The sequence below is a fragment of the Acidimicrobiales bacterium genome, assembly GCA_035316325.1.
GTDB lineage: Bacteria > Actinomycetota > Acidimicrobiia > Acidimicrobiales > VFJN01 > DASXTK01.
Genome location: DATHJB010000040.1, coordinates 21,239 through 45,567 on the forward strand (window position 1 = coordinate 21,239; position 24,329 = coordinate 45,567).

23 protein-coding genes are annotated in these 24,329 nt (G+C 70.4%); 21 read left to right on the plus strand and 2 right to left on the minus strand.

The genetic code is table 11. From position 1 onward, the window contains the following. Window positions 1–4: 4 nt before the first annotated feature. The 15 genes from VK611_05690 to VK611_05760 all read left to right on the plus strand — a co-directional run bounded on the left by VK611_05690 (window position 5) and on the right by VK611_05760 (window position 15,478). Window positions 5–772, plus strand: coding sequence for an SDR family oxidoreductase (locus VK611_05690; GenBank protein ID HMG40799.1), 768 nt, complete (start codon window positions 5–7; stop codon window positions 770–772). A 65-nt stretch (window positions 773–837) separates the two neighbouring features. Next, the gene (glmS, locus tag VK611_05695) at window positions 838–1,329 is read left to right on the plus strand and encodes a methylaspartate mutase subunit S (GenBank protein HMG40800.1); all 492 of its coding nucleotides are present in this window, start codon (window positions 838–840) and stop codon (window positions 1,327–1,329) included. A 9-nt stretch (window positions 1,330–1,338) separates the two neighbouring features. Next, window positions 1,339–2,748 carry a methylaspartate mutase accessory protein GlmL gene (gene glmL / locus VK611_05700; GenBank protein HMG40801.1) on the plus strand — a complete coding sequence of 470 codons (1,410 nt, stop codon included), beginning with the start codon at window positions 1,339–1,341 and terminating at the stop codon, window positions 2,746–2,748. Further along, on the plus strand, window positions 2,745–4,196 hold the full coding sequence (locus VK611_05705; GenBank protein ID HMG40802.1) for a methylaspartate mutase subunit E: 1,452 nt from the start codon (window positions 2,745–2,747) through the stop codon (window positions 4,194–4,196). The genes glmL and VK611_05705 overlap by 4 nt, the downstream gene beginning before the upstream one ends. Before the next feature lie 46 nt (window positions 4,197–4,242). Beyond that, window positions 4,243–4,650 carry a nuclear transport factor 2 family protein gene (locus tag VK611_05710; protein ID HMG40803.1) on the plus strand — a complete coding sequence of 136 codons (408 nt, stop codon included), beginning with the start codon at window positions 4,243–4,245 and terminating at the stop codon, window positions 4,648–4,650. A gap of 6 nt (window positions 4,651–4,656) precedes the next feature. Continuing rightward, on the plus strand, window positions 4,657–5,637 hold the full coding sequence (locus tag VK611_05715; protein ID HMG40804.1) for an alpha/beta hydrolase: 981 nt from the start codon (window positions 4,657–4,659) through the stop codon (window positions 5,635–5,637). 163 nt (window positions 5,638–5,800) lie between these two features. Next, complete coding sequence (locus VK611_05720; protein HMG40805.1) at window positions 5,801–7,153, plus strand: aromatic ring-hydroxylating dioxygenase subunit alpha; 1,353 nt, start codon at window positions 5,801–5,803, stop codon at window positions 7,151–7,153. 15 nt (window positions 7,154–7,168) lie between these two features. Beyond that, window positions 7,169–8,149 carry an alpha/beta hydrolase gene (locus VK611_05725; GenBank protein ID HMG40806.1) on the plus strand — a complete coding sequence of 327 codons (981 nt, stop codon included), beginning with the start codon at window positions 7,169–7,171 and terminating at the stop codon, window positions 8,147–8,149. A gap of 11 nt (window positions 8,150–8,160) precedes the next feature. Next, a complete protein-coding gene (locus VK611_05730) occupies window positions 8,161–9,204 on the plus strand; it encodes an amidohydrolase family protein (protein HMG40807.1) in 1,044 nt (347 codons plus the stop codon). 3 nt (window positions 9,205–9,207) lie between these two features. Next, window positions 9,208–10,356, plus strand: coding sequence for an acyl-CoA dehydrogenase family protein (locus tag VK611_05735; protein HMG40808.1), 1,149 nt, complete (start codon window positions 9,208–9,210; stop codon window positions 10,354–10,356). Window positions 10,357–10,504: 148 nt separating this feature from the next. After that, window positions 10,505–11,308, plus strand: a complete 804-nt coding sequence (locus tag VK611_05740) for an IclR family transcriptional regulator (protein ID HMG40809.1) — start codon at window positions 10,505–10,507, stop codon at window positions 11,306–11,308. A gap of 95 nt (window positions 11,309–11,403) precedes the next feature. After that, a complete protein-coding gene (locus tag VK611_05745; GenBank protein ID HMG40810.1) occupies window positions 11,404–12,354 on the plus strand; it encodes an ABC transporter permease in 951 nt (316 codons plus the stop codon). Continuing rightward, entirely contained in the window at window positions 12,354–13,319 is a 966-nt protein-coding gene (locus tag VK611_05750; GenBank protein ID HMG40811.1) for an ABC transporter permease, read from the plus strand. Before VK611_05745 ends, VK611_05750 begins: the two co-directional genes overlap by 1 nt. 36 nt (window positions 13,320–13,355) lie before the next feature. Then, window positions 13,356–14,441, plus strand: a complete 1,086-nt coding sequence (locus VK611_05755) for an ABC transporter ATP-binding protein (GenBank protein ID HMG40812.1) — start codon at window positions 13,356–13,358, stop codon at window positions 14,439–14,441. Continuing rightward, on the plus strand, window positions 14,441–15,478 hold the full coding sequence (locus VK611_05760; protein HMG40813.1) for an ABC transporter ATP-binding protein: 1,038 nt from the start codon (window positions 14,441–14,443) through the stop codon (window positions 15,476–15,478). Before VK611_05755 ends, VK611_05760 begins: the two co-directional genes overlap by 1 nt. A gap of 10 nt (window positions 15,479–15,488) precedes the next feature. Here the strand turns inward: VK611_05760 and VK611_05765 are convergent, their stop codons facing one another. Next, complete coding sequence (locus VK611_05765; protein ID HMG40814.1) at window positions 15,489–16,304, minus strand: TauD/TfdA family dioxygenase; 816 nt, start codon at window positions 16,302–16,304, stop codon at window positions 15,489–15,491. Between the two features lie 191 nt (window positions 16,305–16,495). Between VK611_05765 and VK611_05770 the strand changes: the two genes are divergently transcribed. The 6 genes from VK611_05770 to VK611_05795 are packed head-to-tail and all read left to right on the plus strand — an operon-like array spanning window position 16,496 to window position 22,518. Next, window positions 16,496–18,091: an ABC transporter substrate-binding protein gene (locus VK611_05770; protein HMG40815.1), complete on the plus strand. Its 1,596-nt coding sequence runs from the start codon at window positions 16,496–16,498 to the stop codon at window positions 18,089–18,091. A 7-nt stretch (window positions 18,092–18,098) separates the two neighbouring features. Next, entirely contained in the window at window positions 18,099–19,610 is a 1,512-nt protein-coding gene (locus VK611_05775; GenBank protein ID HMG40816.1) for an aldehyde dehydrogenase family protein, read from the plus strand. Continuing rightward, window positions 19,600–20,790, plus strand: coding sequence for a cytochrome P450 (locus tag VK611_05780; protein ID HMG40817.1), 1,191 nt, complete (start codon window positions 19,600–19,602; stop codon window positions 20,788–20,790). Before VK611_05775 ends, VK611_05780 begins: the two co-directional genes overlap by 11 nt. After that, a complete protein-coding gene (locus tag VK611_05785; GenBank protein HMG40818.1) occupies window positions 20,790–21,578 on the plus strand; it encodes an SDR family oxidoreductase in 789 nt (262 codons plus the stop codon). The genes VK611_05780 and VK611_05785 overlap by 1 nt, the downstream gene beginning before the upstream one ends. Window positions 21,579–21,625: 47 nt before the next feature. Beyond that, a complete protein-coding gene (locus VK611_05790) occupies window positions 21,626–22,087 on the plus strand; it encodes a hypothetical protein (protein ID HMG40819.1) in 462 nt (153 codons plus the stop codon). A 14-nt stretch (window positions 22,088–22,101) separates the two neighbouring features. Beyond that, window positions 22,102–22,518, plus strand: a complete 417-nt coding sequence (locus VK611_05795; GenBank protein ID HMG40820.1) for a cupin domain-containing protein — start codon at window positions 22,102–22,104, stop codon at window positions 22,516–22,518. A 22-nt stretch (window positions 22,519–22,540) separates the two neighbouring features. Here the strand turns inward: VK611_05795 and VK611_05800 are convergent, their stop codons facing one another. Further along, window positions 22,541–24,250: a hypothetical protein gene (locus VK611_05800; GenBank protein ID HMG40821.1), complete on the minus strand. Its 1,710-nt coding sequence runs from the start codon at window positions 24,248–24,250 to the stop codon at window positions 22,541–22,543. Between the last annotated feature and the right edge of the window lie 79 nt (window positions 24,251–24,329).

A 24,329-nucleotide genomic window follows, 5' to 3' on the forward strand; every position in this document is an offset into this window, starting at 1 on the left:
TATCGTGACCGGTGCCAGCAAGAACATCGGCGGGTCGATCGCCGCCGGCTTCGCCGTCGAGGGCGCGAAGGTCGTGTGCAACGACCTCGATCCGGCGACGGCCGCGGCGACGGCTGAGCGGGTCGCCGGGCTGGGCGGCCACGCGATGGCCCTGCCCGGCGACGTGACCGACGAGGCCTACGTCGCGGCCGCGGTGGAGCGGACGATCGACGAATGGGGTCGGATCGACGTGCTGGTCAACAACGCGGTGCTCTTCAACAAGAAGGGCGTCCTCGACATGAGCCACGCCGAGTTCCGCGCCCAGCTCGACGTGATCCTCGGCGGAGCGTTCCTGCTCACGAAGCACGTCGCCGCAGCGATGATCGAGCTCGGGATCGGCGGGAGCATCGTCAACGTGCTGTCGACCGCGGCATGGCAGGGCGAGCCCGGGAACATCGGGTACTCGACGGGCAAGGGAGCGCTGATCAACTTCACCCGCTCCGCCGCGATGGAGCTCGCGCAGCACGGGATCCGCGTCAACGGCTTCACGCCGACGGCCACGGCGATCACCGACGCGGCCCACGAGGCCCGGCGTGCCGAGTCGAGGAGCAGCGGCTGGACCATGGAGTTCGAGAGCCACCTCCCGCTCGGCCGCCGACCGACACCGGAGGACTACGTGCCGGCGCTGGTCTTCCTCGCCTCCGACGACTCGAGGATGATGACGGGGACGAACATCACCGTCGACGCCGGCGCCACCGCGAAGTACTGGCCCTGGGTGCCCCACCCCGACTGATCGCCTGGATCCGCGTCGGGCTTCCCGGCCAGCGGGACGATCCCTTACGCGAGCGTCTCGCCCCGTTGAGACTGAACGTCATCATGGAGCGGGACGACACAGCGGAGCACGAGACGAGCGGGAGCACCCAGGCGCTCCCGGCCCCGGTGCTGGTGATGGGCGTGATCGGCGCCGACGTCCACGTGATCGGCAACCGGATCCTCGACCACGCGCTCCGCGAGGCGGGCTTCCTGACAGAGAACCTCGGCATCCAGGTCACGCAGCAGGACCTCGTCGACGCGGCCATCGAGACGAACGCCGCCGCGATCCTGGTCTCGTCGCTCTACGGGCACGCCGAGCTCGACTGCGAAGGGCTACGGGAGCTCTGCCAGGAGTCCGGCATCGCCGACATCCTCCTCTACATCGGCGGCAACCTCGTGGTCGGAAAGCGCGAGTTCGACGAGGTGGAGCAGCTGTTCCGGGGGCTGGGGTTCGATCGCGTCTTCCCTCCGGCATCGTCACCGGAGTCGGCCATCGCGCTTCTGCGCGCCGACCTCGGCCTGCCGGTCACCGCCTGACGCGGCCGCATGCGCTACGCCCTGACCTGCGACTTCGGCAGCACCTTCACGAAGGTGCGCGTGGTCTCCCTCGACGACGGTGCCCTCGTGGCGTCGAGCCAGTCCCCGACGACGACGTCGACCGACCTCCGGGTGGGGCTGCAGCGCGCCGTCGACCTCGCGGGGGCCGGGTACTCCCTCGACGGTGCGCACCACCTCGCCGGGTGCTCGAGCGCAGCCGGTGGTCTGCGCATGGTCGCGGTCGGCCTGGTCCCTTCTCTCACCGTCTCGGCGGCGCGTGAGGCCGCCCTGGGGGCCGGCGCCCGTCTGGTCGGCACGTTCTCCCATCGGCTCACCGATGAGGACGTCGCGGCGATCGACCAGCTGGGGTGCGACCTGATCCTCCTCGCCGGCGGCACCGATGGAGGCGACAGCGACGTCGTCCTGCACAACGCCGAGCGACTGGCCCAGCGCCGCGTCGGGGCCGCCGTGATCTATGCCGGAAACCGTGAGGTGACGCAGGCTGCGACCGCGTCCCTCTCGGCGGCGGGGGTGCTCACCGTCGCCGTGCCCAACGTCCTCCCGAACCTGCGGGAGCTCGATCTCGAGCCGGCGAGGGTGGCGATCCGCGAGCTCTTCCTACGGCACATCGTGTGTGCCAAGGGCATGGAGCTGGCGGCCGACGCCCTCGGCGGGACGTTGGTCCCCACCCCATTGGCCGTCCTCGACGCCGCGGTCCTGATGAGCGGCGGCGTCGCGACCGACCGCGGTGTCGGCGACCTGATGGTCGTCGACGTCGGCGGCGCGACCACCGACGTGCACTCGGTCGCCGCGGGCAGCCCGGTGCAGCCGGGCACGGTCTGGCAGGGCATCCCCGAGCCGCATGCCAAGCGCACGGTCGAAGGCGACCTCGGCCTGCGGGTCAACGCCGGCGGGATCGTGGACACGCTCACCTCGTCGCTGCGGTTCCACCCGGAGCTCGAGGATGCCGACGAGGCGGCGCTCAGCGCCTACGCCGATCGGGTCTCGTCGCGCACCGAGCTCCTGCCGAGCGGGCGGAGCGAGTCGACGTTCGACCGCACGCTCGCGGCGACAGCCGTCGACGTGGCCGTGGGACGTCACGTCGGCCGCATCCGTCGGAGCTTAAGCCCGCATGGGGAGGTGCTCGTGCAGACCGGCAAGGACCTCTCGAACGTGCGGGCGGTGGTCGGCACCGGGGGCCTGTTCGCGCACCAGGACGCCGGCATCGACGTGCTGCGCCGCAGCTTGGCCCGTCCGGAGCTGGAGGGCGAGCTGCGCCCGGTCGACGCCGACCTCCTGGTCGACGGCGAGTACGTGATGGCCGCGGGCGGCCTGCTCTCGTCGACCCATCCCGAGGTCGCGCTGGCCCTGCTGCGGACCACGCAGCGGTCCGGTCTCGTGGGAAAGGAGCTCGGATGACCACGACGGCACCCCTCACATCCGCCCGGCTCGACGAGGACGAGTTCCTCGCCCTGCGCGCGGCCGTGCTGGCGCAATGGCCCACCGGCGCGGAGGTCGACCTCGAGAGCGGTCTCGAGGTGCTGCGGGCGCTTCCCGAGCACAAGAACGCCTCGCTGGTGCTGGCCAGGGCGCAGGACGACGGCCGCACGCTGGTCCAGCCGCGCGGTGGCGTCGCCACCGTCGAGGGGCAGGTGGAGCTGCTCGTCCACCTGCAGGAGGCGGGGGCGGACCTGCTCCCCAGCACCCTCGACAGCTACACCAGGACGATCCGGTTCGAGGAGGCCGAGGCGGGGCTCCTCCGGAGCCTGGAGAGCGGGGAGTCGTTCCTGAACGGCTTCCCGGCGGTGAACCACGGGGTCGCGGGGTGCCGGCGCGTCGTGGAGGCCGTCGATCGCCCGATGATCGGCCGCCCCGGCACACCGGACGCCCGGCTCGCGGCCGAGATCATGTTCGCCGCCGGGTACACGGACTTCGAGGGCGGCCCGCTCGACTACCTGTTCGCCTACACGCAGAGCACGTCGCCCGCGGACGTGATCCGGAACTGGGACTACATCTACCGCCTGGTCGGCTGGTACGAGGAGCGCGGCGTTCCGATGCACCAGGAGCAGTACGGCTCGATCACCGGAACGCTCGTCCCTCCGGGCCTGGCCATCGCCGTGACCACCCTCGAGGCCCTGCTCGCGGCCCGACAGGGCGTCCGCCACGTCGGCCTCGGGTACGGGCAGGAGGGCCATCTCGTGCAGGACGTCGCGGCGCTCCGCGTCGCGCCGGAGATCGCGCGCGGCTACCTCGACCGGTACGGCTTCACCGACGTGCGCGTCGGCTCGGTGTTCGACCAGTGGATGGGCGCGTTCCCCGCCGACGAGGGCGCGGCGATGGGAGTGATCGGCTGGGGCGCCGTCACGGCCGCCTACGGGCGCGCGGTGGAGGTGATCACGAAGTCGCCGCACGAGGCGGCGGGCGTGCCGACGAAGGAGGCGAACGCCTCGGGCGTGAGGGCGACCGCGCAGATCCTGGGGATGCTCCGAAGCCAGCCGTTCCCCGACACGGCCGCCCTCGAGGAGGAGATGCACATCATCCGGCTCGAGGCGACCTCGGTGATCGACCGGGCGATCGAGCTTGGCGAGGGCGATCTCGCCGCCGGGATCTGTCGGGCCATCGAGGCGGGGGCGCTGGAGATCCCGTTCTCGCCGAGTCGGGCCTGCGCCGGCAAGATCATGCCGGTCCGCGATGCCGAGGGCGCGGTGCGGCTCTGGGACTTCGGCGACCTGCCGTACCCCGCCGAGGTGAAGGCCTATCACCAGGCGCGGGTCACGCGCCGAGAGTCGGCGGAAGGACGGTCTGCCGGCTACTCGATGCTCGTCGACGACGTGAACGCGATCAGCCTCGGCCACCTCGTCCGCTAGCCCGGATCGGTTCGCCGACCGGTCCCCCTGAGGAAAGTGAGTGCACATGGCTCTGCCCACCCCGACCGACCAGGTTCGTGAGGCGTTCCGCGGCGAGGACGACCGCCGCATGGAGTTCCTGAAGGAACGGATCGCGCCCGACGCACGCGTCCACGTCCCGGACGTGCTGCCGTTCGACGACCTGCGTGGCTTCGACGGGCTCACCACCGTCGTCGGCGCCCTGCTCGAGCGGAGCGGCAACACCTTCGAGGTCGTCTACCTCGACGTGATCGGCGGCGGTGACATCGTCGCGGTCGTGAACAGCGCGCAGGCCCACCGGGGCGACGACCACATCAGCTACAACAACCTGTGGACGTTCCGATTCGCCGGTGACGCCATCGCCGAGGTGTGGCTGACACCCTCGGTGCCGGGCACGGAGATCGTCCGCTTCTTCGGCTTCGGCGACGAGGGCTAGCCGATCATGGGTCTGACAGCCGAGGGGCTCGTGCACGTCGACGGCCTGCTCAGCCGCTGGGTGCAGCTGCCGACAGGTGTCCGGGCACACTACGTGACCTCCGGCGACGACGGCCCGGCCGTCGTGCTGCTGCACGGAGGCATCATCGGGTCGTCGGGAACTGCCGGGTGGCGCCTCATGGCACCGTTCCTCGGCCAGCACGGCTTCCGCGTCTACTGCCCGGACATGCCGTCGTTCGGTCTGACGGAGGACGCGGCGCAGGTGTACAGCCCGGGACCGGGTGGGCACGTCGACTTCCTCCACGACTTCACCACCGCGCTCGGGCTCGACCGATTCCACCTCGCGGGCAACTCCATGGGGTGCATGAACACCGTGAACTACACGGTCGCCCATCCCGAGCGCGTCGTGAGCTTCGTCCTGGTCGCCGGTCCCGTCGGCGACACGGTGCCGGGCGAGTACCTCCGGTGGTTCAACATCCAGCCGAACGGTCGGCGACCCAACACCCGTCGGTTCGACGGCACCGAGGAGTCGATGCGGTCCATGCTGCAGGCGATCCTGCACCGTCCGGGGGAGATCGACCCGGATCTGGTGGCGATGCGCACCGCCGCCGCCAACCGCCAGCGCGAGGCCTACCAACGCCACCTGGCCGCTCGCGACGCCGTCGCCACGGGTGACGCGCCCGACCTGGCGGCCCGGCTGTCCACTGCCGGGAGGCTCCGCGAGCTGACGATCCCGGGGATCTACCTCTACGGGCGCGACGACGGGTTCCCGGTCACCGAGCTCGGCCATCCGCAGGAGGACGCCCTCGCGCGCATCCAGTTCTTCTACCCCGCCGACTGCGGTCATCAAGGTCAGACCGACCAGCCGGAGCTGTTCAACCAGGTGTTCCTCGAGTTCTTCAGCACCGGCAAGGTGTCGACCGCGACGGCGGAGCGGGCCGGGGTCTCCGACCGCCGTCCCCCGAACCCGGCTCTCGTCGGTCCCTGACGGCCGCGCCGCGCCCCGCCGGTTCGGCACACCGGAACCCGTCGTTGTGGCGGCCCCGGCCGTCGGTCAATAGTGGCTGGGCGCCGTCGCCGCCGGTCGCACGGAGCGTGTGCAGCGCCGCACGGCCAGCCGCGTCGTCTCGAGCTTCCGGAGGTCCCACGAAGTGAGCACGCCCTACATCATCGATGACCGGGAGACGCCACGCTTCCGCGTGCACCGCAGCACGATGGTCGACGCCGACGTGCTGGCCGCCGAGAGGGAGCGGATCTTCGACCGGTGCTGGCTCTACGTCGGCCACGAGACCGAGCTCAAGCAGCCCAACGACTACATCGCCCGCGACGTGATGGGACGCCCCGTCATCTTCTGTCGGGACGCAGACGGCACGATCAACGTGTTCCTCAACTCGTGCACCCATCGAGGGACGCTGCTGTGCCGCGAGCGGAGCGGCAACAGCCGCTTCATGAAGTGCTTCTACCACGCATGGAGCTTCGACACGTCGGGCGCGCTGGTGGCCCTTCCCGACGAGGAGGGGTACGGCCCGGACTTCGACCGCGACAACCTCGGGCTGGCGCGGCCGGCTCACCTCGACAGCTACCGGGGCTTCGTCTTCGTCTCGTTCGCCTCCGACGTCGTCGGACTGCGCGAGTACCTCGCCGGTGCCGCCGACTACATCGATCTGGTGTGCGACCAGGCGCCCGACGGCGTCGAGCTGCTCCGGGGGTCGCACGAGTACTCGATGGCCGCGAACTGGAAGCTGCTCATCGAGAACAGCATGGACGCGTACCACGCGGGCTCGACCCACCAGCGCTACTTCGCCATGGTCGAGTCGGCCTGGGACGACCTCGACGACGACATCGTCCGGCCCACGGTCTACGCCTCCAAGTCGGCGGTCCAGTACGGCGCGAACCTCGACAACGGCCACGCGTGCGGGGCCTCGGTGGCGATCGAGCGGGGCAGCGGCGGCATGGGCCGGCCGCTGCCCGACGACGCGGCCCGGGCCGAGTGGGACGCCCACCGCGAGCGCCTGGAGGCCGAGCACGGGCTGCGCCGGGTGGCCCGCATGTACGGCTCCAGGAACCTCCTGGTCTTCCCCAACCTGATGCTCCTCGACCTGGTGGGGACGGTGCTCGTCCGGAAGATCGAACCGATCCGCCCCGACTACTCCGAGGTGACGGCCTGGGAGCTGGCCCCGACGCACGAGTCGGCGACGCTCCGCGAGCTCCGGCTCAGCAACTTCCTGACGTTCTGGGGTCCGGGTGGCCTGGCCACCCCCGACGACGTCGAGGCACTCGAGACGTGCCAGCGCGGCTTCGGCACCCTCAAGGAGCTGCCGTGGTCGGACATCTCGCGGGGCATGCGGCGAGAGGTGCCCATGCGGTCCGACGAGTACCACATGCGCACGTTCTGGCGCGAGTGGAACCGTCGCATGACGGGTGTCGATCTGCCTCCCGAGCCCCACGAGGTGCCCGTCGAGATCCGGGACGACACGGGCGTGTTGGAAAGCTCGCCGACATGAAAGGAGTCGAGCCCCATGGCGCTGACTGAAGAAGGGCTGCTCAGGGTTCCTGGGCTCCACAGCCGGTGGGTGCGGCTCGCCAACGGTGCGGTCGCCCACTACGTGACCGCGGGTGAGGACGGCCCGCCGATCGTGCTGCTCCACGGGGGCCTGCCCGGGTCCTCCGGCACGGTCGGTTGGCGCTTCATGGCTCCCTTCCTCGCCGAGCAGGGCTTCCAGGTGTTCTGCCCCGATCAGCCGGGGTTCGGTCTGTCCGATCCTCGGCCCGAGCACTGGCCCACCCGAGGCACGCTCAGCCACGTCGAGTTCCTCGAGCAGTTCGTCGAGGCCGTGTGCCTCGACCGCTTCCACCTGGCCGGCAACTCGATGGGGTGCCTGAACACCGCGACCTACGCCGTGCGGTACCCGCACCGGGTCCTCTCCTTCGCGCTGATCGCCGGCATGATCGGCGACCAGCACCCGATCGACCTGGTGCGGCACGGCCGGATCCCCGCCCCGTGGACCGGCGACCGTGAGGCGATGCGGAGGATGCTGGGCGCGATCGTGCACGAGCAGAGCGCCCTCACCGAGGACCTCCTCGAGATGCGGATGCGGTCGGCCGACCGGCAGATGGGCTCGTACAACACCTTCCGCGAGACCGTTCTCCTCGGACAGATCCCGGAGCACGTGAAGCTGGCGATCACCACGAAGGACCGGCTCGACCGCATCGGCATCCCTGCCGTCGCGCTCTGGGGCATGGACGACGCGGCGATCCCCGTCACCATCGGCTACGAGGTCGAGGAAGCGCTGCCCGAGGTGCAGTTCTTCTACCCGGAGAACTGCGGACACCAGGGCCAGACCGATCAACCCGAGCTCTTCAACCAGGTCTTCCTGGAGTTCTTCCGCGACGGCCTGGTCCAGCGGGCCACCGCCGACCGCGCCAACGTGTCGCGGCACCGCCCGGAGGTCGCGGGCCGCATCGCCGACCAGGCGGACAGCGCGCCCGTGCCGGCCTAGGACCCGGCCCGATGCACCCGCCCGCCAGCAGCACCTGCGTCGTCGACGTCCACACGCACTTCATGCCGCTCGGCCTGCCCGACTTCGCCGAGCAACACGGGGACCCACGCTGGCCGCGGCTCGTCGCCTCCGGGTCGGGCGGTGGTGAGATCCGGCGTGGCCCGAAGGTGTTCCGCACGGTCGAGCGGTCGTGCTTCGACATCGACGAGCGGCTCGAGCAGATGGACCGCTTCGGCGTCGACACCCAGGTGATCTCGCCGGTGCCGGTGACGCTGACCTACTGGGCCGACGGTGGGCTCGCCGACGAGTACGCCAGGCGTCAGAACGACGCGCTGGCGGACGCGGCGAGCCGTTCCGGCGGCCGGCTCCTCGCCTTCGCCGGCGTGGCCCTCCAGGACCCCGAGCTGGCGATCCGGGAGCTGGAACGGGCCGTCACCCAGCTCGACATGCGCGGGGTCGAGATCGGCGCGTCGGTCGGCAGCGACGAGCTCGACGCGGTCGGCTTGCGCGACTTCTTCGCCGCCGCGTCCGACCTCGGGGCGAGGCTCCTCGTGCACCCGCTCGAGGGCGGCGCGGCCATCGGCCGGCCAGGCTCGGTGCTCACGGCCTTCGGCGTGGGGATGCTCACCGACACGACCTTCGCAGCCACGGCGTTGGTGTTCGGGGGCGTGCTCGAGGAGCTCCCGGACCTCAAGATCGTCCTCTCGCACGGTGGCGGCAGCTTCTGCTCCTGCTTCCCGCGCCTGCGGTTCCGTCACCTGCTCGACCACCCCGAGCCGGAGCTGGAGGCCGCCGCGGTCGACGCACGCACCCGCGGGCTCTTCGTCGATTCCATCGTGTTCGACCCGTTCATGCTGGGCGTGCTGCGCCAGCGGTTCGGAGCCGACCACGTCCTGCTCGGGTCCGACTACCCGTTCAAGTCCTGGGAGCCGCCGGGCCCGGACGACATCTTCGCCCGAGCCGTGGACCAGCGGGTGCTCGAGCCCGACGATCGTGACCAGATGCGGGGCCCGAACGCGCTGGCGTTCCTCGGCCTGGCTCCGACCGAGAGGTAGAACGTGACGCTGAGCGCCGAGGAGAGGCAGGACCTGAGGCAGGTCGTGCGCGACTTCGCCCGAGCCGAGGTCGCCCCACGGGTCATGGAGTACGACGCCGCCGAGCAGCTGCCCCTCGACATCCTGGAGCGCATGGCCGACCTCGGCTTCTACGGCGGCACCGTTCCCCCCGAGCTCGGTGGTGCGGGCCTCGACCACGTCACCTATGCCGGCCTGATCGAGGAGATCTCGAAGGTCGACCACATCCTCGGCGTGCTCATGAGCATGCCGAGCGGCCTCGTCGGCGGCGGCCTGCTGGCCTACGGCTCGCCCGATCAGCAGGACACGTACCTGCGGCCGCTGGCCGAGGGCCGGGTCTTCGGTGCCGCCGGGGTCACCGAACCCCAGTCCGGGTCCGACGTGGCGGGCATGGAGACGACCTATCGCCGTGAGGGCGACGACTTCGTCATCGACGGGGTGAAGACCTGGATCTCGAACCTCGACATCGCCGCGTTCTTCCTCACCTTCGCCACGATCGACCGTTCGTTGCGCCACGGGGGTGTGTCGGCCTTCATCATCCCCGCGGGGACGGCCGGCGTGACCGTGCGCCCGTTCAAGAACAAGCTGGGATTTCGCCCCCTTTCCACCGGGGAGCTCGTGCTCGACCAGGTCCGTGTCGGACCGGAGCACCTGGTGGGAGAGGAGGGCGACGGCTTCAAGGTCGCGATGGCGGCGGTCGAGCGCGGTCGTCTGGCGGTGGCCTCCCGCGCCGTCGGTCTCGGCCAGGCCTGCCTCGAAGGTGCCGCCGACTACGCGAACGACCGTGTGGTGTTCGGCCAGCCGATCGCCGACTACCAGATGGTCCAGCAGAAGCTGGCGAACGCGGCGGTGGAGATCGAGGCGGCTCGGGCGCTGGTGGTCCGCTGCGCCGAGGCCCTCGACCGAGGGGAGCGGGCCCGGCTCGAGGCCAGCATGGCCAAGCTGTACGCGAGCGACGTCGCCCAGCGCGTGGCCACCGATGCCGTGCAGATCCACGGTGCCTACGGGGTCTCCGGTGACCTCCCGGTCAGCCGGCTGTACCGGGACGCCAAGGTGTTCCAGATCGTCGAGGGGGCGAACGACATCCATCGTGTGCTGATCGCCGACTACGTGCTCGGAAAGCGATCCGCCTAGCCGTTCCGATGGGCGGGACGCCGCGTTGCGTCGTGACGTGGCGGACGAGCACGCTGTGCGACAGGATTCGGGCGGTGCGTGACCGTCCGGCGATGGACTGCCACGTCCGGTGAGCGGAGTGGCTGAGCAACACGGGGGAGGGTTCGACATGGAGAGCGTCAAGTCGGCATGCGCCGACGGCACGACGTCCGACACCCGATCCGGCGTCCTCCGGACGTTCCAGATCTTGCGGGCGTTCCGTACCCAGAAGCCGATGATGACGCTGTCGGAGATCGCGCGGGCCACCGATCTCCCCAAGACGACCGTGCACCGGTTCCTCCGGGAGCTGGTGCACAACCGGGCGCTCGAGGTCGTCGACGGCCGCTACGCCATCGGGCTGGGAGTGTTCGAGATCGGGAGCCTGTACCGGGGCGGACGCCTGCGGGACCTCCTCCTTCCGTGCCTGGAGGACCTGTACCAGATCACGCACGAGGTCGTGCACCTGGCCGTGCTCAACGGTCACGAGGTCGTCTACCTGGACAAGCTGCGCGGCCAGGAGCGGACGGAAGCGCCGTCGCGCCTCGGCGGTCGGATGCCCGCCTACTGCACCGGTGTGGGCAAGGCTCTGCTCGCCTACGCCCCGTGCGAGGTCGTCGAGGCGACCGTGGAGGCCGGCCTCCACCGTCGTACCGCGCAGACCATCGTCGATCCGGCCGCTCTCCGTGTGGAGCTGGCGCAGATCCGGTCCGACGGCTATGCCGTCGATCGGGAGGAGAACACGCCGGGGGTCTCGTGCGTCGCCGCCCGGGTGTCGAACCGGCGTCGCGAGTCGGTGGCGGCGATCTCGGTCACCGTGCCCACGGCGCGGTTCGACCTGCAGCGCCTGGCGCCCACGGTGCAGGCGATGGCGCTCGCGGCATCGAGGACCATCTCCAACGACCCGCTCCTCAGCGGCATCCCGGGAGCGGCCTGATGGGTCGCGACCGTCCTGATCGGCCCAGCGACGTTCGGATGACCGAAACCGTCGAGTGCCGGCAGGCGGGCTGCCGGTGTGGGCGGTAGGCGGCCATGGCCAGGTACGTCGCCCGGAAGCTCGCCCACACGGTCGCCGTGCTCCTGCTCGCCAGTCTGGCGGTGTCGGGGATGCTCGACCTGGCACCCGGAGATCCGGCCTATGCGGTGCTGGGCGACAACGCCACGCCGGAGCAGGTCGAGAAGGTCCACGAGCAGCTCGGGCTCGACCGGCCCTTCCTCACCCGCTACGTCGACTGGCTCGACGACGTCGTGACGGGCGACTTCGGGACGTCGTTCAAGACCGGCCAGGACGTCACGGGCCTGATCGTCGACGCCCTGCCGGTGACGGCCGAGATCGTCCTCCTGACCCTGCTCATCGCCATGCTGGTCGCTGTCCCCCTCGGCATCGCCTGCGCCCAGAACGCCGGTGGGCGGATCGACAGGATCGTCGGCGCGTCGTCGTCGGTGCTGGTGGCCATGCCACCGTTCATCAGCGTTCCGCTGCTGGCGTTCGCCTTCGTCCTGCAGGCACAACTCTTCCCTGCCACGGGATGGGTGGACCTGGCCGAGAACCCGCTCGAGAACCTGCACCACATCGTGCTGCCGACGATCGCGCTGGCTCTCTACGAGCTCCCCGTCTTCGTGGCCGGCCTCCGGACCGAGATGGTGTCGACCCTCCAGCAGGACTTCATCCTCAACGCGAAGTCGAAGGGACTGTCGAGACGGGCGGTTCTGTACCGGCACGCACTGCGCCCGTCGTCCTTCTCGATCGTCACGCTCGGGGGCATCAGCCTCGGACGCCTCATCGGCGGGGCCGTCATCGTCGAGATCCTCTTCGTCCTGCCCGGGATCGGCTCGTTGAGCGTGAACTCCATCAACAACAAGGACATCCCGGTGGTGCAGGGAGTGGTCATGTTCGTCGCGATCACTTACGTCCTCGTCAACACGCTCATCGACATCCTCTACGGCGTGCTCGACCCCCGGGTGAAGGCCGGAGCCGGCTGATGGCGCTCCCGACCGACCAGAGCCCGACCGTCGCCGACGCCGAGCCGGGGACGACGGAGGAGCTCACAGAGCCGGCGGTGCCGCGGCGCATCGCGGCGGTCGATCCGATCGGTGCGCTGATGCAGCCGCCGACGTCGCGCCGGAGTCGGGGACGGTTGGGCTTCTGGCTGGCCGCTGCCTGGATCGGCGTCGTCGCCCTGGCCGCGGTGTTCGCCGACGTCCTCCCGCTCCACGACCCGAACACGTTCACCGACCTGGGCCCACGTGTGTCGCCCGGCCTCGGCCGGATGGACGAGCTGCTGGGGACCGACGTCATCGGCCGGTCGGTGACGGCACGGCTCGTCTACGGTGCGCGCCAATCGCTCACGATCGGTGTCGTCGCCGTTTCCGTCGCGGTGGTCGTCGGTTCGACGCTCGGCCTCGTCAGCGGCTACTTCCGCGGCAAGCTGGACGAGGTCATCAACGTCGTCCTCGACTCGGTGCTGGCGTTTCCGCCCCTCGTACTGCTCCTCGCCGTCGCGTCGATCGGGCAGCGGAGCGTCACGACGCTCATCGCGGGCCTGGCGGTGCTCGGTGTCGCACCCTTCGCCCGGCTGGTCCGGGCCAACACGCTGTCACTGGCCGATCGCGAGTTCGTGCTCGCCGCGCGGTCGATGGGGGCCTCGAACCTGCGGATCATGTTCCGGGAGATCCTCCCGAACGTGATCCCCTCGGTCGTGTCGATCGTGGTCCTCTTCATGGCGACGATCATCGTGGCCGAGGGCTCCCTGAGCTTCCTCGGCCTGGGGGTGCCTCCCCCCGACCCGAGCTGGGGGAGCATGGTCAACGAGGGCCGCCAGTACCTGCGCGATTCGCCTCTGCTCGTGTTCATCCCGTCGGCAGCGCTGCTGTTCACCGTCATGTCCCTGCGCCGTCTCGGCGAGCAGGTCCAGACGCGTGTGGCGAGGACGCGGAGCAACACCTGAAGGTGGCCCGGTGACGACACCAAGGATGCGGTTCCCATGCTGACGAACCCCGAACGTGGATCGGACGAGCCTCTCCTCGCCGTCGAGGGGCTGCGAACGCGGTTCCCGACCGAGCGGGGCGTCGTGCACGCCGTGGACGACGTCTCGTTCGACCTCGCTCGGGGCGAACGACTCGGCGTGGTCGGTGAGTCGGGATCGGGCAAGTCGGTCCTCGCTCGCTCGGTCATGCGCCTGCTGCCCTCCGCCGCGTGGAGCGCCGGCTCCGTGACGTTCGGCGGCAGGGACCTCATGCAGCTCTCCGACGACCAGGCCCGCGAGATCTGGGGCAGCGAGATCGCCATGGTCTTCCAGAACCCGATGACCTCGCTCAACCCGGTCATGCGCATCGGGCGGCAGATCACCGAGTCGCTGGAGCTCCACGAGGGTCTGCAGGGGGCCGCGGCCAGCGACCGCGCCGTGGCGCTGCTGCGCATGGTCGGCATCCCCGAGCCTGCGAGCCGGCTCCGCTCCTACCCGCACGAGCTCTCGGGAGGCATGCGCCAGCGCGTCGGCATCGCCATCGCGATCGCGTGCAGCCCGAAGCTCCTCATCGCGGACGAGCCGACGACGGCGCTCGACGTCACGATCCAGCGCAAGATCCTCGACCTCCTCGATCGGTTGGGCCGCGAGCTCGACATGGCGCTGATCCTCATCACCCACGACCTCGGCGTCGTGGCCGGCCGGACCGATCGCCTGCTCGTGATGTACGGCGGCCGCGTGGTCGAGCAAGGGCCGACGGCGGCGCTGTTCCGCCGGCCCCGCCACCCCTACACGGCATCGCTCCTCGCCGCCGTTCCGCGGCTCCACCAGCCCAGTCACACCAGGCTGGCGGCGATCCCGGGCCGCCCGGTCGACGTGGTCGACCCGGCCCCGGGCTGCCGCTTCGCTCCCCGGTGCGCCCGTGCCCAGGCCCGTTGCACGGAGGAGGACCCCCAGCTGGCGCCCGCTCCGGGGTCTCCGGGTCATGCCTTCGCGTGCTTCAACCCGGTGGAAGACCCGACCTCCGGATCGACCGTGCCGGTCGAGCGCCCGCGGGTGCGCGGCGGCAGCGTCGACGCGGAAGCCAGTGTGGTGGTGTCCTGATGGCCGGTGCTGGCAAGGCCCACCTCGATCCGGGCGAGGACGTGCTCCTGCAGGTCGACGACCTGGTGGTCGAGTTCCCGGTGCCCGGGAAGCGATCGAAGAGGGTCCATGCCGTGTCGGGGATCAGCCTCGACGTGCGCCGTGGTGAGACGCTCGGGCTCGTCGGGGAGTCGGGCTGCGGGAAGTCCACGACAGGGCAGGCCATCGTCATGTTGCGGCGGCCGACGAGCGGCACGGTGATGTTCGAAGGCCGCGACCTGGCGGCCCTGCCCGCACGGGCGCTGCGCCGGTTGCGGCGCCGTGTGCTGATGATCTTCCAGGACCCGATCTCGTCCCTGAACGCCCGGCGACGCGTCCGGCACATCGTCGCGGAGGGCCTGTCGATCGTGCGCGCCCCGAAGCCCTGGGACGATCGGGTCGACGAGGTGCTGCTGGCGGTCGGGCTCGACCCGGATGCGGTGGGCGATCGGTTCCCTGCCGAGCTGTCCGGTGGGCAGTGCCAGCGGGTGGCCATCGCCCGGGCACTGCTCCTCGAGCCGGCCCTGATCGTCTGCGACGAGCCGGTCTCGGCGTTGGACGTCTCGGTGCAGGCGCAGATCCTCAACCTGTTGGAGGAGGCCAAGGCCCGCTACAACCTCACGCTGCTCTTCATCGCGCACGATCTCGCGGTGGTGAAGAACGTCAGCGACCGCATCGCGGTGATGTACCTCGGCAGGCTGTGTGAGATCGCGCCCGCGGACGAGCTCTACGTGAACCCGCAACATCCGTACACACAGGCGCTCATGAGCGCGATCCCCGACCCTGATCCTGACCCCGGGAGCATCGCTCCGGTGCCCGCGATCTCCGACGATCTGCCGTCCCCGGTGGATCCGCCGAGCGGCTGCCGCTTCCACACCCGCTGCCCTCGGGCGGCAGCGCGCTGCGAGGCCGAGGTGCCCCTGATGCAGGGTGTCGGCACCGGTCACTTCGTGGCCTGTCACTTCCCTGGCCCCCTCGAGGCGCAGGAGCTCGAGACAGCCGAGGCGCAGCCTGCCTAGGGTCGATCGCTCAGCCGGCGGTGGCGTCCACCGGGCGGGCGCCGCGGGTGGGAGCGCGCGGCGGCTCTCGCTGCACGTCGACGCGATGGATCACCCGGTCGGCGGCGCCGAAGTCGTGCGCCGCGTAGTGCTGCACGAAGTGGTTGTCCCACATGGCGACGTCGCCCTGCGACCAGCGCCAACGGCACACGAAGTCGGGCTGCGTCATGTGCTTGACGAGCAGGCCCAGGATCTCGTCGCTCTCGGCGGGGTGGAGCTCGTTGATCCGGGTCGTGAGCATCTCGTTGACGTACAAGGCTCGCCGCCCCGTCCTCGGATGGGTGCAGATCACGGGATGGTCGGCGCCGCGCACGGTCCCGTCGTACGCGTACTCGTGGTGCGCGGTGAGCGGTTCGAGGAAGCCCTGGAGGGCCGGGGAGAGCGCGTCGTAGGCGGCGATCGAGCTCGACCACAGCGTGTCCCCACCGACCGGCGGCATGCGATGGGCGTGGAGGACGTCGAAGCGCTGGGGCCGCTCCTCGAAGCTGGTGTCGGAGTGCCAGGTGTCGGTGTGGTGTGCCCGTCCGGCTGCGCTGGCGATCCGGACGATCTGGGGGAAGTCCGGCACGGTGTCGCGCCCTGCAGCCGGGACCTCGACGCGCCCGAAAGCGGCCGCGAGCGCCAGGTGCTGCGCCGCCGAGATCTGTTGCTGCGGGAAGAAGAGCACCCCGTGGGTGGCGAGCGCCTCCTCGAGCAGCTCGACGGTCGCCGGGGGCGGGGCCGTCCGCAGGTCACAACCCCGGACGACCGCTCCTGTCCGGGCGGTGATCGGCTCGATCCGGGGCATGACTTCGGACGGTACGCACCCGCCGCTCGCTGGGCAACGGCTCGTTCTGGACCCCGGAACGCGGCGCTCAACTGGTCATCCGATGAGCGGAACGGCGTCTATGTCCCACCTGGAGGCGTTGTTACGTTCCACCCGCGTTCAGGTGGTCGTCACGCACCACGAGCGCTGGCATTCGACGAAGAGGGGGACAGATGAAGGACACGCGAGACCGGTGGTTCCGAGCGCTGTGCGCCGGGGTCCTTGCGCTCGTGGTCGTCGGGCTGGCTGCATGCGGCTCGTCGGACGACGACGTCTCCGGCGGCTCGGGCGGCTCCGAGGACGGTGGGGACCCGGTCAGCGGCGGCACGCTGACGGTGCTCACCTACTCCGACGGGAACGGCTACGACCCGACGAAGTTCCAGACGTCGGTGCTCGGCGGCGACACCTATCGGCTCTACGCCGTCTACGACGCGCTGCTCTACGCCGATTCCGCGACCAGCGAGGTCGTGCCGCACCTCGCCGAGTCCATGACGTCGAGCGACGGCATGAACTGGGAGCTGAAGCTCCGACCGGACCTGGAGTTCTCGGACGGCACCCCGCTCGATGCCGAAGCGGTGAAGTTCAACTGGGATCGCCACGTCGATCCCGAGCTGGCGTCGCCGTCTGCTCCGGCCGCCAGGTCGCTCAGCTACGCGGTCGTCGACGACACGACGCTGAGCGTGAAGATCGATGCCCCCAACTACCAGCTCCCGCGGATCATCGCCGACAACCTCACCTTCATCGGCTCGCCCACGGCGATCCAGGCGGCGTCCGACCGCGACGACTACGCCCAGCATCCCATCGGTGCCGGTCCGTTCACGTTGACGAGCTACACACCGACGGTCGATGCCCAGTTCGAACGGAACCCGACCTACTGGAACGCTCCGCGGCCCTATGTGGACAAGCTGGTCGTGAAGACCGTCCCCGACGAGACCCAGCGCCTGAACGCCTTCCAGTCCGGGCAGGGTGACATCAACCTGAGCAACGAGCTCAACACCGTCACCCAGGAGAAGGCGGCAGGTCCGGTGTACTCGCCGCAGGCCCTGAACACCTTCGTGTTCTGGCCCAACCTGGCCAAGCCGCCGTTCGACGACGTCCGGGTGCGCAAGGCCCTGCAGCTCGCCATCGATGTGGAACAGATCAACGAGCAGGTGGACCAGGGTCTGGGCGGCGTGCCGGCGACCCTGTTCCCCGAGGAGACCGGCCTGTCCGACGACAGCGTGGTCTACCCCGAGCCCGATCTCGCCGAGGCGCAGGACCTCATCGACGAGTACGTCGCCGAGACCGGATCCGACGTCGAGTTCACCTTCACCACGGCGACGAGCGCCCGGTCCACGCTCACGGCGCAGGCCATCCAGGCGCAGCTCGGGGAGCTCGAGAACGTGAAGATGGACGTGAAGTCGCAGGCCCCGGCCGCCAACCTGGCCGACTACACGGCCGGCAACTTCGACGCCTTCTACTTCATCTACCAGGGATCCGATCCGGAGTCGCAGTTCCTGGAGCTCGTCCTGAGCAGCGGCACCCGGAACTTCCAGACGTACGACAACCCCGCGGTCGACGACCTGGTCGTCGAGGTGCGAGCGACACAGGACACCGACGAGCGGGCTCAGCTGCTCATCGACATGCAGAAGGAGCTCATCGACACGATGCCCTTCTTCCCGCTGCAGCGCACCCCGTCCTTCTGGGCCTACAACGACAACGTGCAGGGGATGGAGGAGGCCGGCATCAACGACGGGACGATCCGGACGGACGAGCTCTGGTTGAAGTAGCCCGGCGATGCGCGACCTGGCCACGACGTTCCGAACCGAGCACGACCGGGTCTACGTCGGGGGCGCCTGGCGCCCGTCGCGAGCCGATCGGGCACTCCCGGTGGAGTGCCCGATCGACGGCTCCCTCTTCGGCGTGGTGCCCGAGTGCGACGAGTCGGACGTCGAGGTCGCGGTCCGTGCGGCCCGGGACTGCTTCGACCAGGGACCGTGGCGATCGCTCGGCCTGGACGATCGGATCACGAGGCTCGCCGCCTTCGCCGAGCTGCTCGACGAGCGCTCGGGGGAGCTGACGTGGCTCCAGATCGGCGAGACGGGAGGGCCGCGCTCGTTCGTGGAGCGAGCCACCCAGGGCATCGGCGCCCGGGCCCGGGAGGAGATCGCGACAGCTCGGGCGACGATGCGGCCCGAGATCCGCGACGGACGGGGCGGGCCGACGCTGGTCCTGCAGGCGCCGGTCGGCGTGGTGGCCGCGATCGTGCCGTGGAACGCCCCGGTCGGTCTGCTGCTCAACAAGCTGCTCCCGGCTCTGCTGGCCGGCTGCTCGGTCGTGGTGAAGGCGCCCCCCGAGGCGCCGCTGACGTCGTTCGTGATCGCTCAGGCGGCCCACGAGGCGGGCTTTCCACCCGGGGTCGTGAACGTCCTGGTCGGAGGGGTCGAGGTGGGGCGTCGCCTGGTCGGCCATGCCGGAGTCGACGCCGTCTCGTTCACCGGCAGCGTGGCGGTCGGCTCGGAGATCGGCGCGGTGTGTGGACGGCAGGTGAAGCGGGCGGTGCTCGAGCTGGGCGGGAAGTCCCCCGCGATCGTCCTCGACGACGCCGATCTCGACGTTTGCGTCCCGCTGCTCGTCGAGCGGGGCCTGGCGAACAACGGCGCCGTGTGCTTCGCGACCACGCGGATCCTGGCACTGGCCGACGTCTACGACGCGCTCGCCGAACGCCTTGTGTCGGCGGTGCAGGCGCTCCGGATCGGCGATCCGTACGACCCGTCGACCGACATCGGCCCGCTGATCACCCGCGGGCATCGTGCGGCGGTGGAGGACCGGATCGCGTCCGCGGTGCGCGAGGGGGCCGCGCTCCTGGTGGGGGGTGAGCGTCCGGCGCAGCTCGAAGAGGGCTGGTTCCTCGCGCCGGCGGTGCTCGCCGTCCACAACCGGATGGAGATCGCCCAGCGCGAGGTGTTCGGTCCCGTGCTGACGCTCATCCGCTGCCCGGACGAGGCCGAGGCGATCAGGCTGGCGAACGAGTCGGACTTCGGCCTGGCTGCCGGGGTCTACACCGGCGACCTGGCGAGAGGCCTGTCGTGCGCCAGCCTGATCGCCTCGGGCATGTGCTCGATCAACGCCGGTTCCGCTTCGGGAGGCTCGGGCCCGTTCGGTGGGCTGAAGCGCTCGGGCCTCGGTCGCGAGCGAGGCCGTGAGGGGCTCGAGGAGTTCCTCGAACCCCGATCGATCACCATCCCGGCGGATGCCGACCTCGACATGGATGACCTTCGAGAAGGGATTCTGGCAGATGGCCCATGACAAGGGTGGTGGTACCGGCGGGGACACGGGGACGGGGGTCGACCTGTTCGATCCTGCCGGCAGCGGCTCGCTGTACGAATCGCTCGGCGAGGCCCGCGCCGCGTGCCCGGTGGTGCACAACGACCGGCACGGCGGCCACTGGATGGTGCTCGGGTACGAGGCGGCCAAGGAGGTGCTGACCCGACCGGACCGCTTCTCGTCCGAGGGCGGGATCACGCTCGACGAGTCGCCGGTCTCGGGCTCGCTCATCGAGACCGACCCTCCCCGTCATCGGGAGCTGCGGCGACCGCTCGACCGGTACTTCGGGGCACAGCACCTGTCGCGCTACGAGCCCTTCGTGGTCGAGACGACCGACCGGCTCATCGGTGGATGGATCGACGACGGCCGGTGCGACATCGTGGCGGCGTTCGCCGGTCCGCTAGCGGCCAGCGTGCTGGCGAGGGTCGTGCTGGGGCTCCCCGACGCCACCGATGCGGCGGCGATCCTCGAGGCGGCCGAGGCGGTGGAGTCAGGTGCGGCGGGGGTTCGAAACGAGGCCGCGCTCCGCGACCTCATCCTCGACCTGATCACCTCCCGGAGGTCGTCCGACGAGCGCACCGACGACGTGCTCTCGGCCATCGTGTTCGGCACAACCGCGGAGGGCCCGTTGACCGAGGCCCAGGTGTACAACACGATCCGGCTGTTCCTGGGCGCCGGCCAGGACACCACCAAGGCGGCGATCGCCAACGCGGTGTTCCGGCTGACGACGGTTCCCCACCTGGAGCCGAGGTTGCGGGAGCGGTCGCTCACCCGAGGGGACGTCGACGAGCTGCTCCGGCTGGACTCACCCGTCGTGGGCCTGTGCCGGGTCGCCCGGGAGGCGGTGACGCTCGAGGGCCAGCCGATCGCGAAGGGCGACAAGCTCATGGTCTTCTACGGAGCGGCCAACCGCGACGCCAACCGCTTCCCCGACCCCGAGCAGCTCGACCTCGACCGTGCGGACAACGCCCACCTCGCGTTCGGCAGCGGCGTGCACCGGTGCATCGGCGCCTCCCTCGCCCGCTTGGAGATCCGGATCGCGATCGAGCGCCTGCTGGCGCAGGTGCGAGACCTCCGACGGGCGTCGACGGCCCCCGTCGTGTTCCGGCCCGGCGTCATCCGCTACCCGGAGTCGCTCGTCGTGACCTTCCGGCCGTCCTGATGGAGCGCTCCGTCCCGTCGCACGAGGGCCAGCCCCTCCTCGGGAAGGTGGTCATGATCACCGGTGGCGGCAACAACGCCGGCGAGGTGTACGCCCTCGCTGCGGCGCGTGCCGGCGCAGCCGTCGCAGTGCTCGACGTCGACGAACGAGGAGCGGGCCGGGTCGCGGCGCAGATAGGGGACCAAGGTGGGTCGGCCATCGCCCTGGGCGTCGACATCACCGACCCGGAAGCCGTCACCGGAGCTGTCGACGTCACGCTCCACGAGCTCGGCGCGCTCGACTCTCTGATCAACAACGCCGCGCTCTACGCGGGCATCTCGTGGACCCACCTCGACGACCTCGACCTCGACGAGTGGGACCGGGTGATGTCGGTCAACGTGAAGGGGACGTTCATCTGCAGCCGCGCGGCAGCAGCCGCCATGCGAGCGCGGTCGGGCGGGACGATCGTGAACATCTCCTCGACCAGCGCGCTGTCCGGCCCCACGCACCTCGCGCACTACGCGGCGTCCAAGGCTGCGGTGCTCAGCCTCACCAGGTCGCTCGCTCGGGCGTACGGACCGGCCGGCGTGCGGGTGAACGCATTGGCGCCAGGTCTCATCTGGGACAAGCCGAGCCTCGACAGCATCGACGGCACCGAGATCGGCGAGTCCGCGGTGCGGCAGCAGATCCTCGGGCGACGCTTCGTCCCGGAGGACTTCGTCGGGACGCTGATCTACCTCGCCACCGATCTGAGCGCACCGCTCACCGGGCAGACCATCGTGGCCGACGGCGGTCGTGTGTTGACGTGAGCCCGACGACTCGAGACCCGGCAGGCAACCGCGAGAGTGAGGACCCCATGGACGACGCAAGGCCGACACCCCCGACGAGGTGGCAGCGGGAGACCTCGTGGAGCGATCTCGGCTATGAGGAGCTCCCCGACCGACTGAAGTCGGGCTGGTTCGTCCTGGCGCACGACCAGGAGACGGCCCCGGACTCGGCGACCACGGTGATGCAGGTCCACTACCCACCGAACTTCCACGTGCCGCCCCACACGCACAACGTCGCCTACGCCGAGATCGTCGTCTCCGGCACGGTCGAAGTCACGAGGCGCTCGTACGGCCCGGGTGACATCCGCGTGGTCGGCGCCGGCACGGGTTACGGCCCCGTGGTGGCCGGGCCCGACGGAGCCACGGTGATCATCGTCTTCGACGGGCGGGACTGGCCGCACGTGCCGCTGAAGGCGGGTGCCGAGGGTGAAGCCGAGGCCGGCTTCCCCGCGACGCCGGAACGAGAGTCGTTGCGGTCCGGACGGTCGTAGGAAAGGACGTCGACATGGCAACCATCAAGTTCGGGATGGCCGACGAGATCCCGGTACGCCGGCTCGCCGAGATCACCGACGGGAACGGCGACGCCGACCGCTGGCGGGCCCAGGGCGCCGCCGAGGTGTCGGTTCGTCACATCTTCGGCGCCGCCGACGAGCTCGAGCTCTTCGAGGTGACCCGTGAACCGGGCGCGGTGTCGGCGCCGCACGCGCACGTCGAGGACGAGATCATGTACATCCTCGAAGGCAGCGTGCACTTCGGAAACCGCGAGGTCGGCGTCGGCAGCGCCGTCTTCGTCCCCGCGTGGACCCTCTACGGCTTCCGCGTCGGCGACCAGGGGGTGCGGTTCCTGAACTTCCGTCCCCGATCCTCCGAGCGGAAGATCGTCTTCAAGGAGGAGTTCCTGGCCGAGCGCACCCAGCACTGACCAAGCCGCGGCGGACGCTCGTTCATCGTCCGGCCGATGGGCAGCCCTCGCACGGTGAGAGCTCGGGAGACAGGCCCTCGGGATAGGCCGACGTCGAGGGAACCTCCGCGACCGAGTCGGAGGGGTCGAAGAACGTCGGCTCCTCGGTGGGGAAGTCGCCGTAGCGGTACCGGGTGGCGCCGTCGAGGTACGTCCACTTCCCGGTGCCCACGAGCGACGGGATGACCTGGGTGCCGCCCTCGAGCTCCGGGTTCCACCACATGAGGTTCCGGTCGGCGCCGAGCACGGCGTACTCGTCGTAGGGAAGTCCCGTCGTGCGCCCGTACCCGGTGAGGAACCCGGTCGTGCCTTCGTCGGCTCCTCCCTGCGCCGGCACGCCGAAGAGGCCGTCACGGACCGTCTCGGCGTTGAGGTCCGGGCCGGCGTAGTGGATCGCCCCGTACACGAAGGTCATCCAGAGGAGCCCCGGCGGGCCGTACACGCCCTGGTCGTCGCCCCAGTACCAGGCGAACGGGTCGGGCGCGGGCGGCACCGGGGTGCCGTCAGCGGGCTGGGCGGTCGCCGGAGGCAGGATGCCCATGCCGAAGGCGTGCTCCATCTGGTCGGCCTCGTTCTGGCGACCGAAGAGGTCGAAGTCCTGGAACCCGAAGCCCGTGAAGATCCACTCGGGCTCGTAGCCCTGGGCCTCCGCGGCCGCCATCAGCGCGGTCACCACCGTCGGGCCGGTGTGGAGCACGACCGAGGTGACCCCGCCCGACTTGAGCTTCGTCACCATCGTCGTCGCCGCCTGCTGGGCGTCGGACGCGTCGGGGCCGGCCTCCAGCGACACGGCCATGGGCGTCGAGCCGTTCTCGTCGAGCAGGTCCTCGAGGAGACCGTCGTCCCAGTTGTCGGCCGGGTGGACGATGCCGAAGACCCGTTCCTCCGCCCGGAGCTCGTCGCCGGCGTACCGCGCCGGCCGGCCCGACAGGCTCTGGCCGAGGAAGCTCGCGAGCAGGTAGGTGCCGGCGGTGGGCGACTGCGACCCCCACCGGTAGGGCGCCTGCTCCGCCGCGTTGCCGTCCATGTAGCCGAGCACGACCACCTCGGCGTTGGCGACGGCGGCGGCGAAGAACGGCGCACCGGTGGTGAGGTTCGACCCGTCGATGACCATGAACGGCTCCAGGGCGAGGACCCGGACCGCGTCGGCACGCTGGGACGCCTCGTCGGGCCCTGAGGCCTCCACCACCGTGAACTCCGGGGTACGACCCCAGGTCTGGAAGCTGTGGAGCTGCTCGATGGCGTGCCGGTAGGCGGCGTCGTAGTCGCGGATCATGTCGGCGTAGGAGGCCGCCTTGCCGGTGCGCTGGTCGGTGACCGCTTGGACCGCCCCCGTCGACGTCATGGACTCCTGCATCGTCTCGTTCGGCACGTACACCACGATCTCGACCATGGTGTCGGTGACACCCGGCGCGGTGGCGCCGCCGTTGTCGTCGCCGGTGTCCCACGGGTTGACGCAGAGGGGCCCTCCGTTCACGAAGAAGAAGCTGGTGCGCTTCGTCGCCGGGTCGCAGCCGGGTGAGCCGAGCGCTTCTTCCGACCCCATCTCGGCGCCGGTCTGCCCCGGTCTGGCGGTGCCCGGCGCACCGGTGTCGTCGGAGTCGGATCCCGACCCGCACGCAGTGGCGAGCATTCCGGCGATGACTGCTCCCGCCAGCGCCGAGCGGCGCCGGGAGCGAGGTGTGAGCTTCACGTTCGTCGTCCCCCCAAGGACCGGCCGTGGGTGCGGCCGCCGCTACATAGTGCTCACTATACATAGCCTATGCTAACTA

What these genes read in the sequence shown, in the direction of transcription:
- glmL (HMG40801.1), top strand. Translation starts at nt 1,339, where the DNA reads ATGCGCTACGCCCTGACCTGCGACTTCGGCAGCACCTTCACGAAGGTG.
- VK611_05705 (HMG40802.1), top strand. Translation starts at nt 2,745, where the DNA reads ATGACCACGACGGCACCCCTCACATCCGCCCGGCTCGACGAGGACGAG.
- VK611_05710 (HMG40803.1), top strand. Translation starts at nt 4,243, where the DNA reads ATGGCTCTGCCCACCCCGACCGACCAGGTTCGTGAGGCGTTCCGCGGC.
- VK611_05715 (HMG40804.1), top strand. Translation starts at nt 4,657, where the DNA reads ATGGGTCTGACAGCCGAGGGGCTCGTGCACGTCGACGGCCTGCTCAGC.
- VK611_05725 (HMG40806.1), top strand. Translation starts at nt 7,169, where the DNA reads ATGGCGCTGACTGAAGAAGGGCTGCTCAGGGTTCCTGGGCTCCACAGC.
- VK611_05730 (HMG40807.1), top strand. Translation starts at nt 8,161, where the DNA reads ATGCACCCGCCCGCCAGCAGCACCTGCGTCGTCGACGTCCACACGCAC.
- VK611_05740 (HMG40809.1), top strand. Translation starts at nt 10,505, where the DNA reads ATGGAGAGCGTCAAGTCGGCATGCGCCGACGGCACGACGTCCGACACC.
- VK611_05745 (HMG40810.1), top strand. Translation starts at nt 11,404, where the DNA reads ATGGCCAGGTACGTCGCCCGGAAGCTCGCCCACACGGTCGCCGTGCTC.
- VK611_05750 (HMG40811.1), top strand. Translation starts at nt 12,354, where the DNA reads ATGGCGCTCCCGACCGACCAGAGCCCGACCGTCGCCGACGCCGAGCCG.
- VK611_05755 (HMG40812.1), top strand. Translation starts at nt 13,356, where the DNA reads ATGCTGACGAACCCCGAACGTGGATCGGACGAGCCTCTCCTCGCCGTC.
- VK611_05760 (HMG40813.1), top strand. Translation starts at nt 14,441, where the DNA reads ATGGCCGGTGCTGGCAAGGCCCACCTCGATCCGGGCGAGGACGTGCTC.
- VK611_05765 (HMG40814.1), bottom strand. Translation starts at nt 16,304, where the DNA reads ATGCCCCGGATCGAGCCGATCACCGCCCGGACAGGAGCGGTCGTCCGG.
- VK611_05770 (HMG40815.1), top strand. Translation starts at nt 16,496, where the DNA reads ATGAAGGACACGCGAGACCGGTGGTTCCGAGCGCTGTGCGCCGGGGTC.
- VK611_05775 (HMG40816.1), top strand. Translation starts at nt 18,099, where the DNA reads ATGCGCGACCTGGCCACGACGTTCCGAACCGAGCACGACCGGGTCTAC.
- VK611_05780 (HMG40817.1), top strand. Translation starts at nt 19,600, where the DNA reads ATGGCCCATGACAAGGGTGGTGGTACCGGCGGGGACACGGGGACGGGG.
- VK611_05785 (HMG40818.1), top strand. Translation starts at nt 20,790, where the DNA reads ATGGAGCGCTCCGTCCCGTCGCACGAGGGCCAGCCCCTCCTCGGGAAG.
- VK611_05790 (HMG40819.1), top strand. Translation starts at nt 21,626, where the DNA reads ATGGACGACGCAAGGCCGACACCCCCGACGAGGTGGCAGCGGGAGACC.
- VK611_05795 (HMG40820.1), top strand. Translation starts at nt 22,102, where the DNA reads ATGGCAACCATCAAGTTCGGGATGGCCGACGAGATCCCGGTACGCCGG.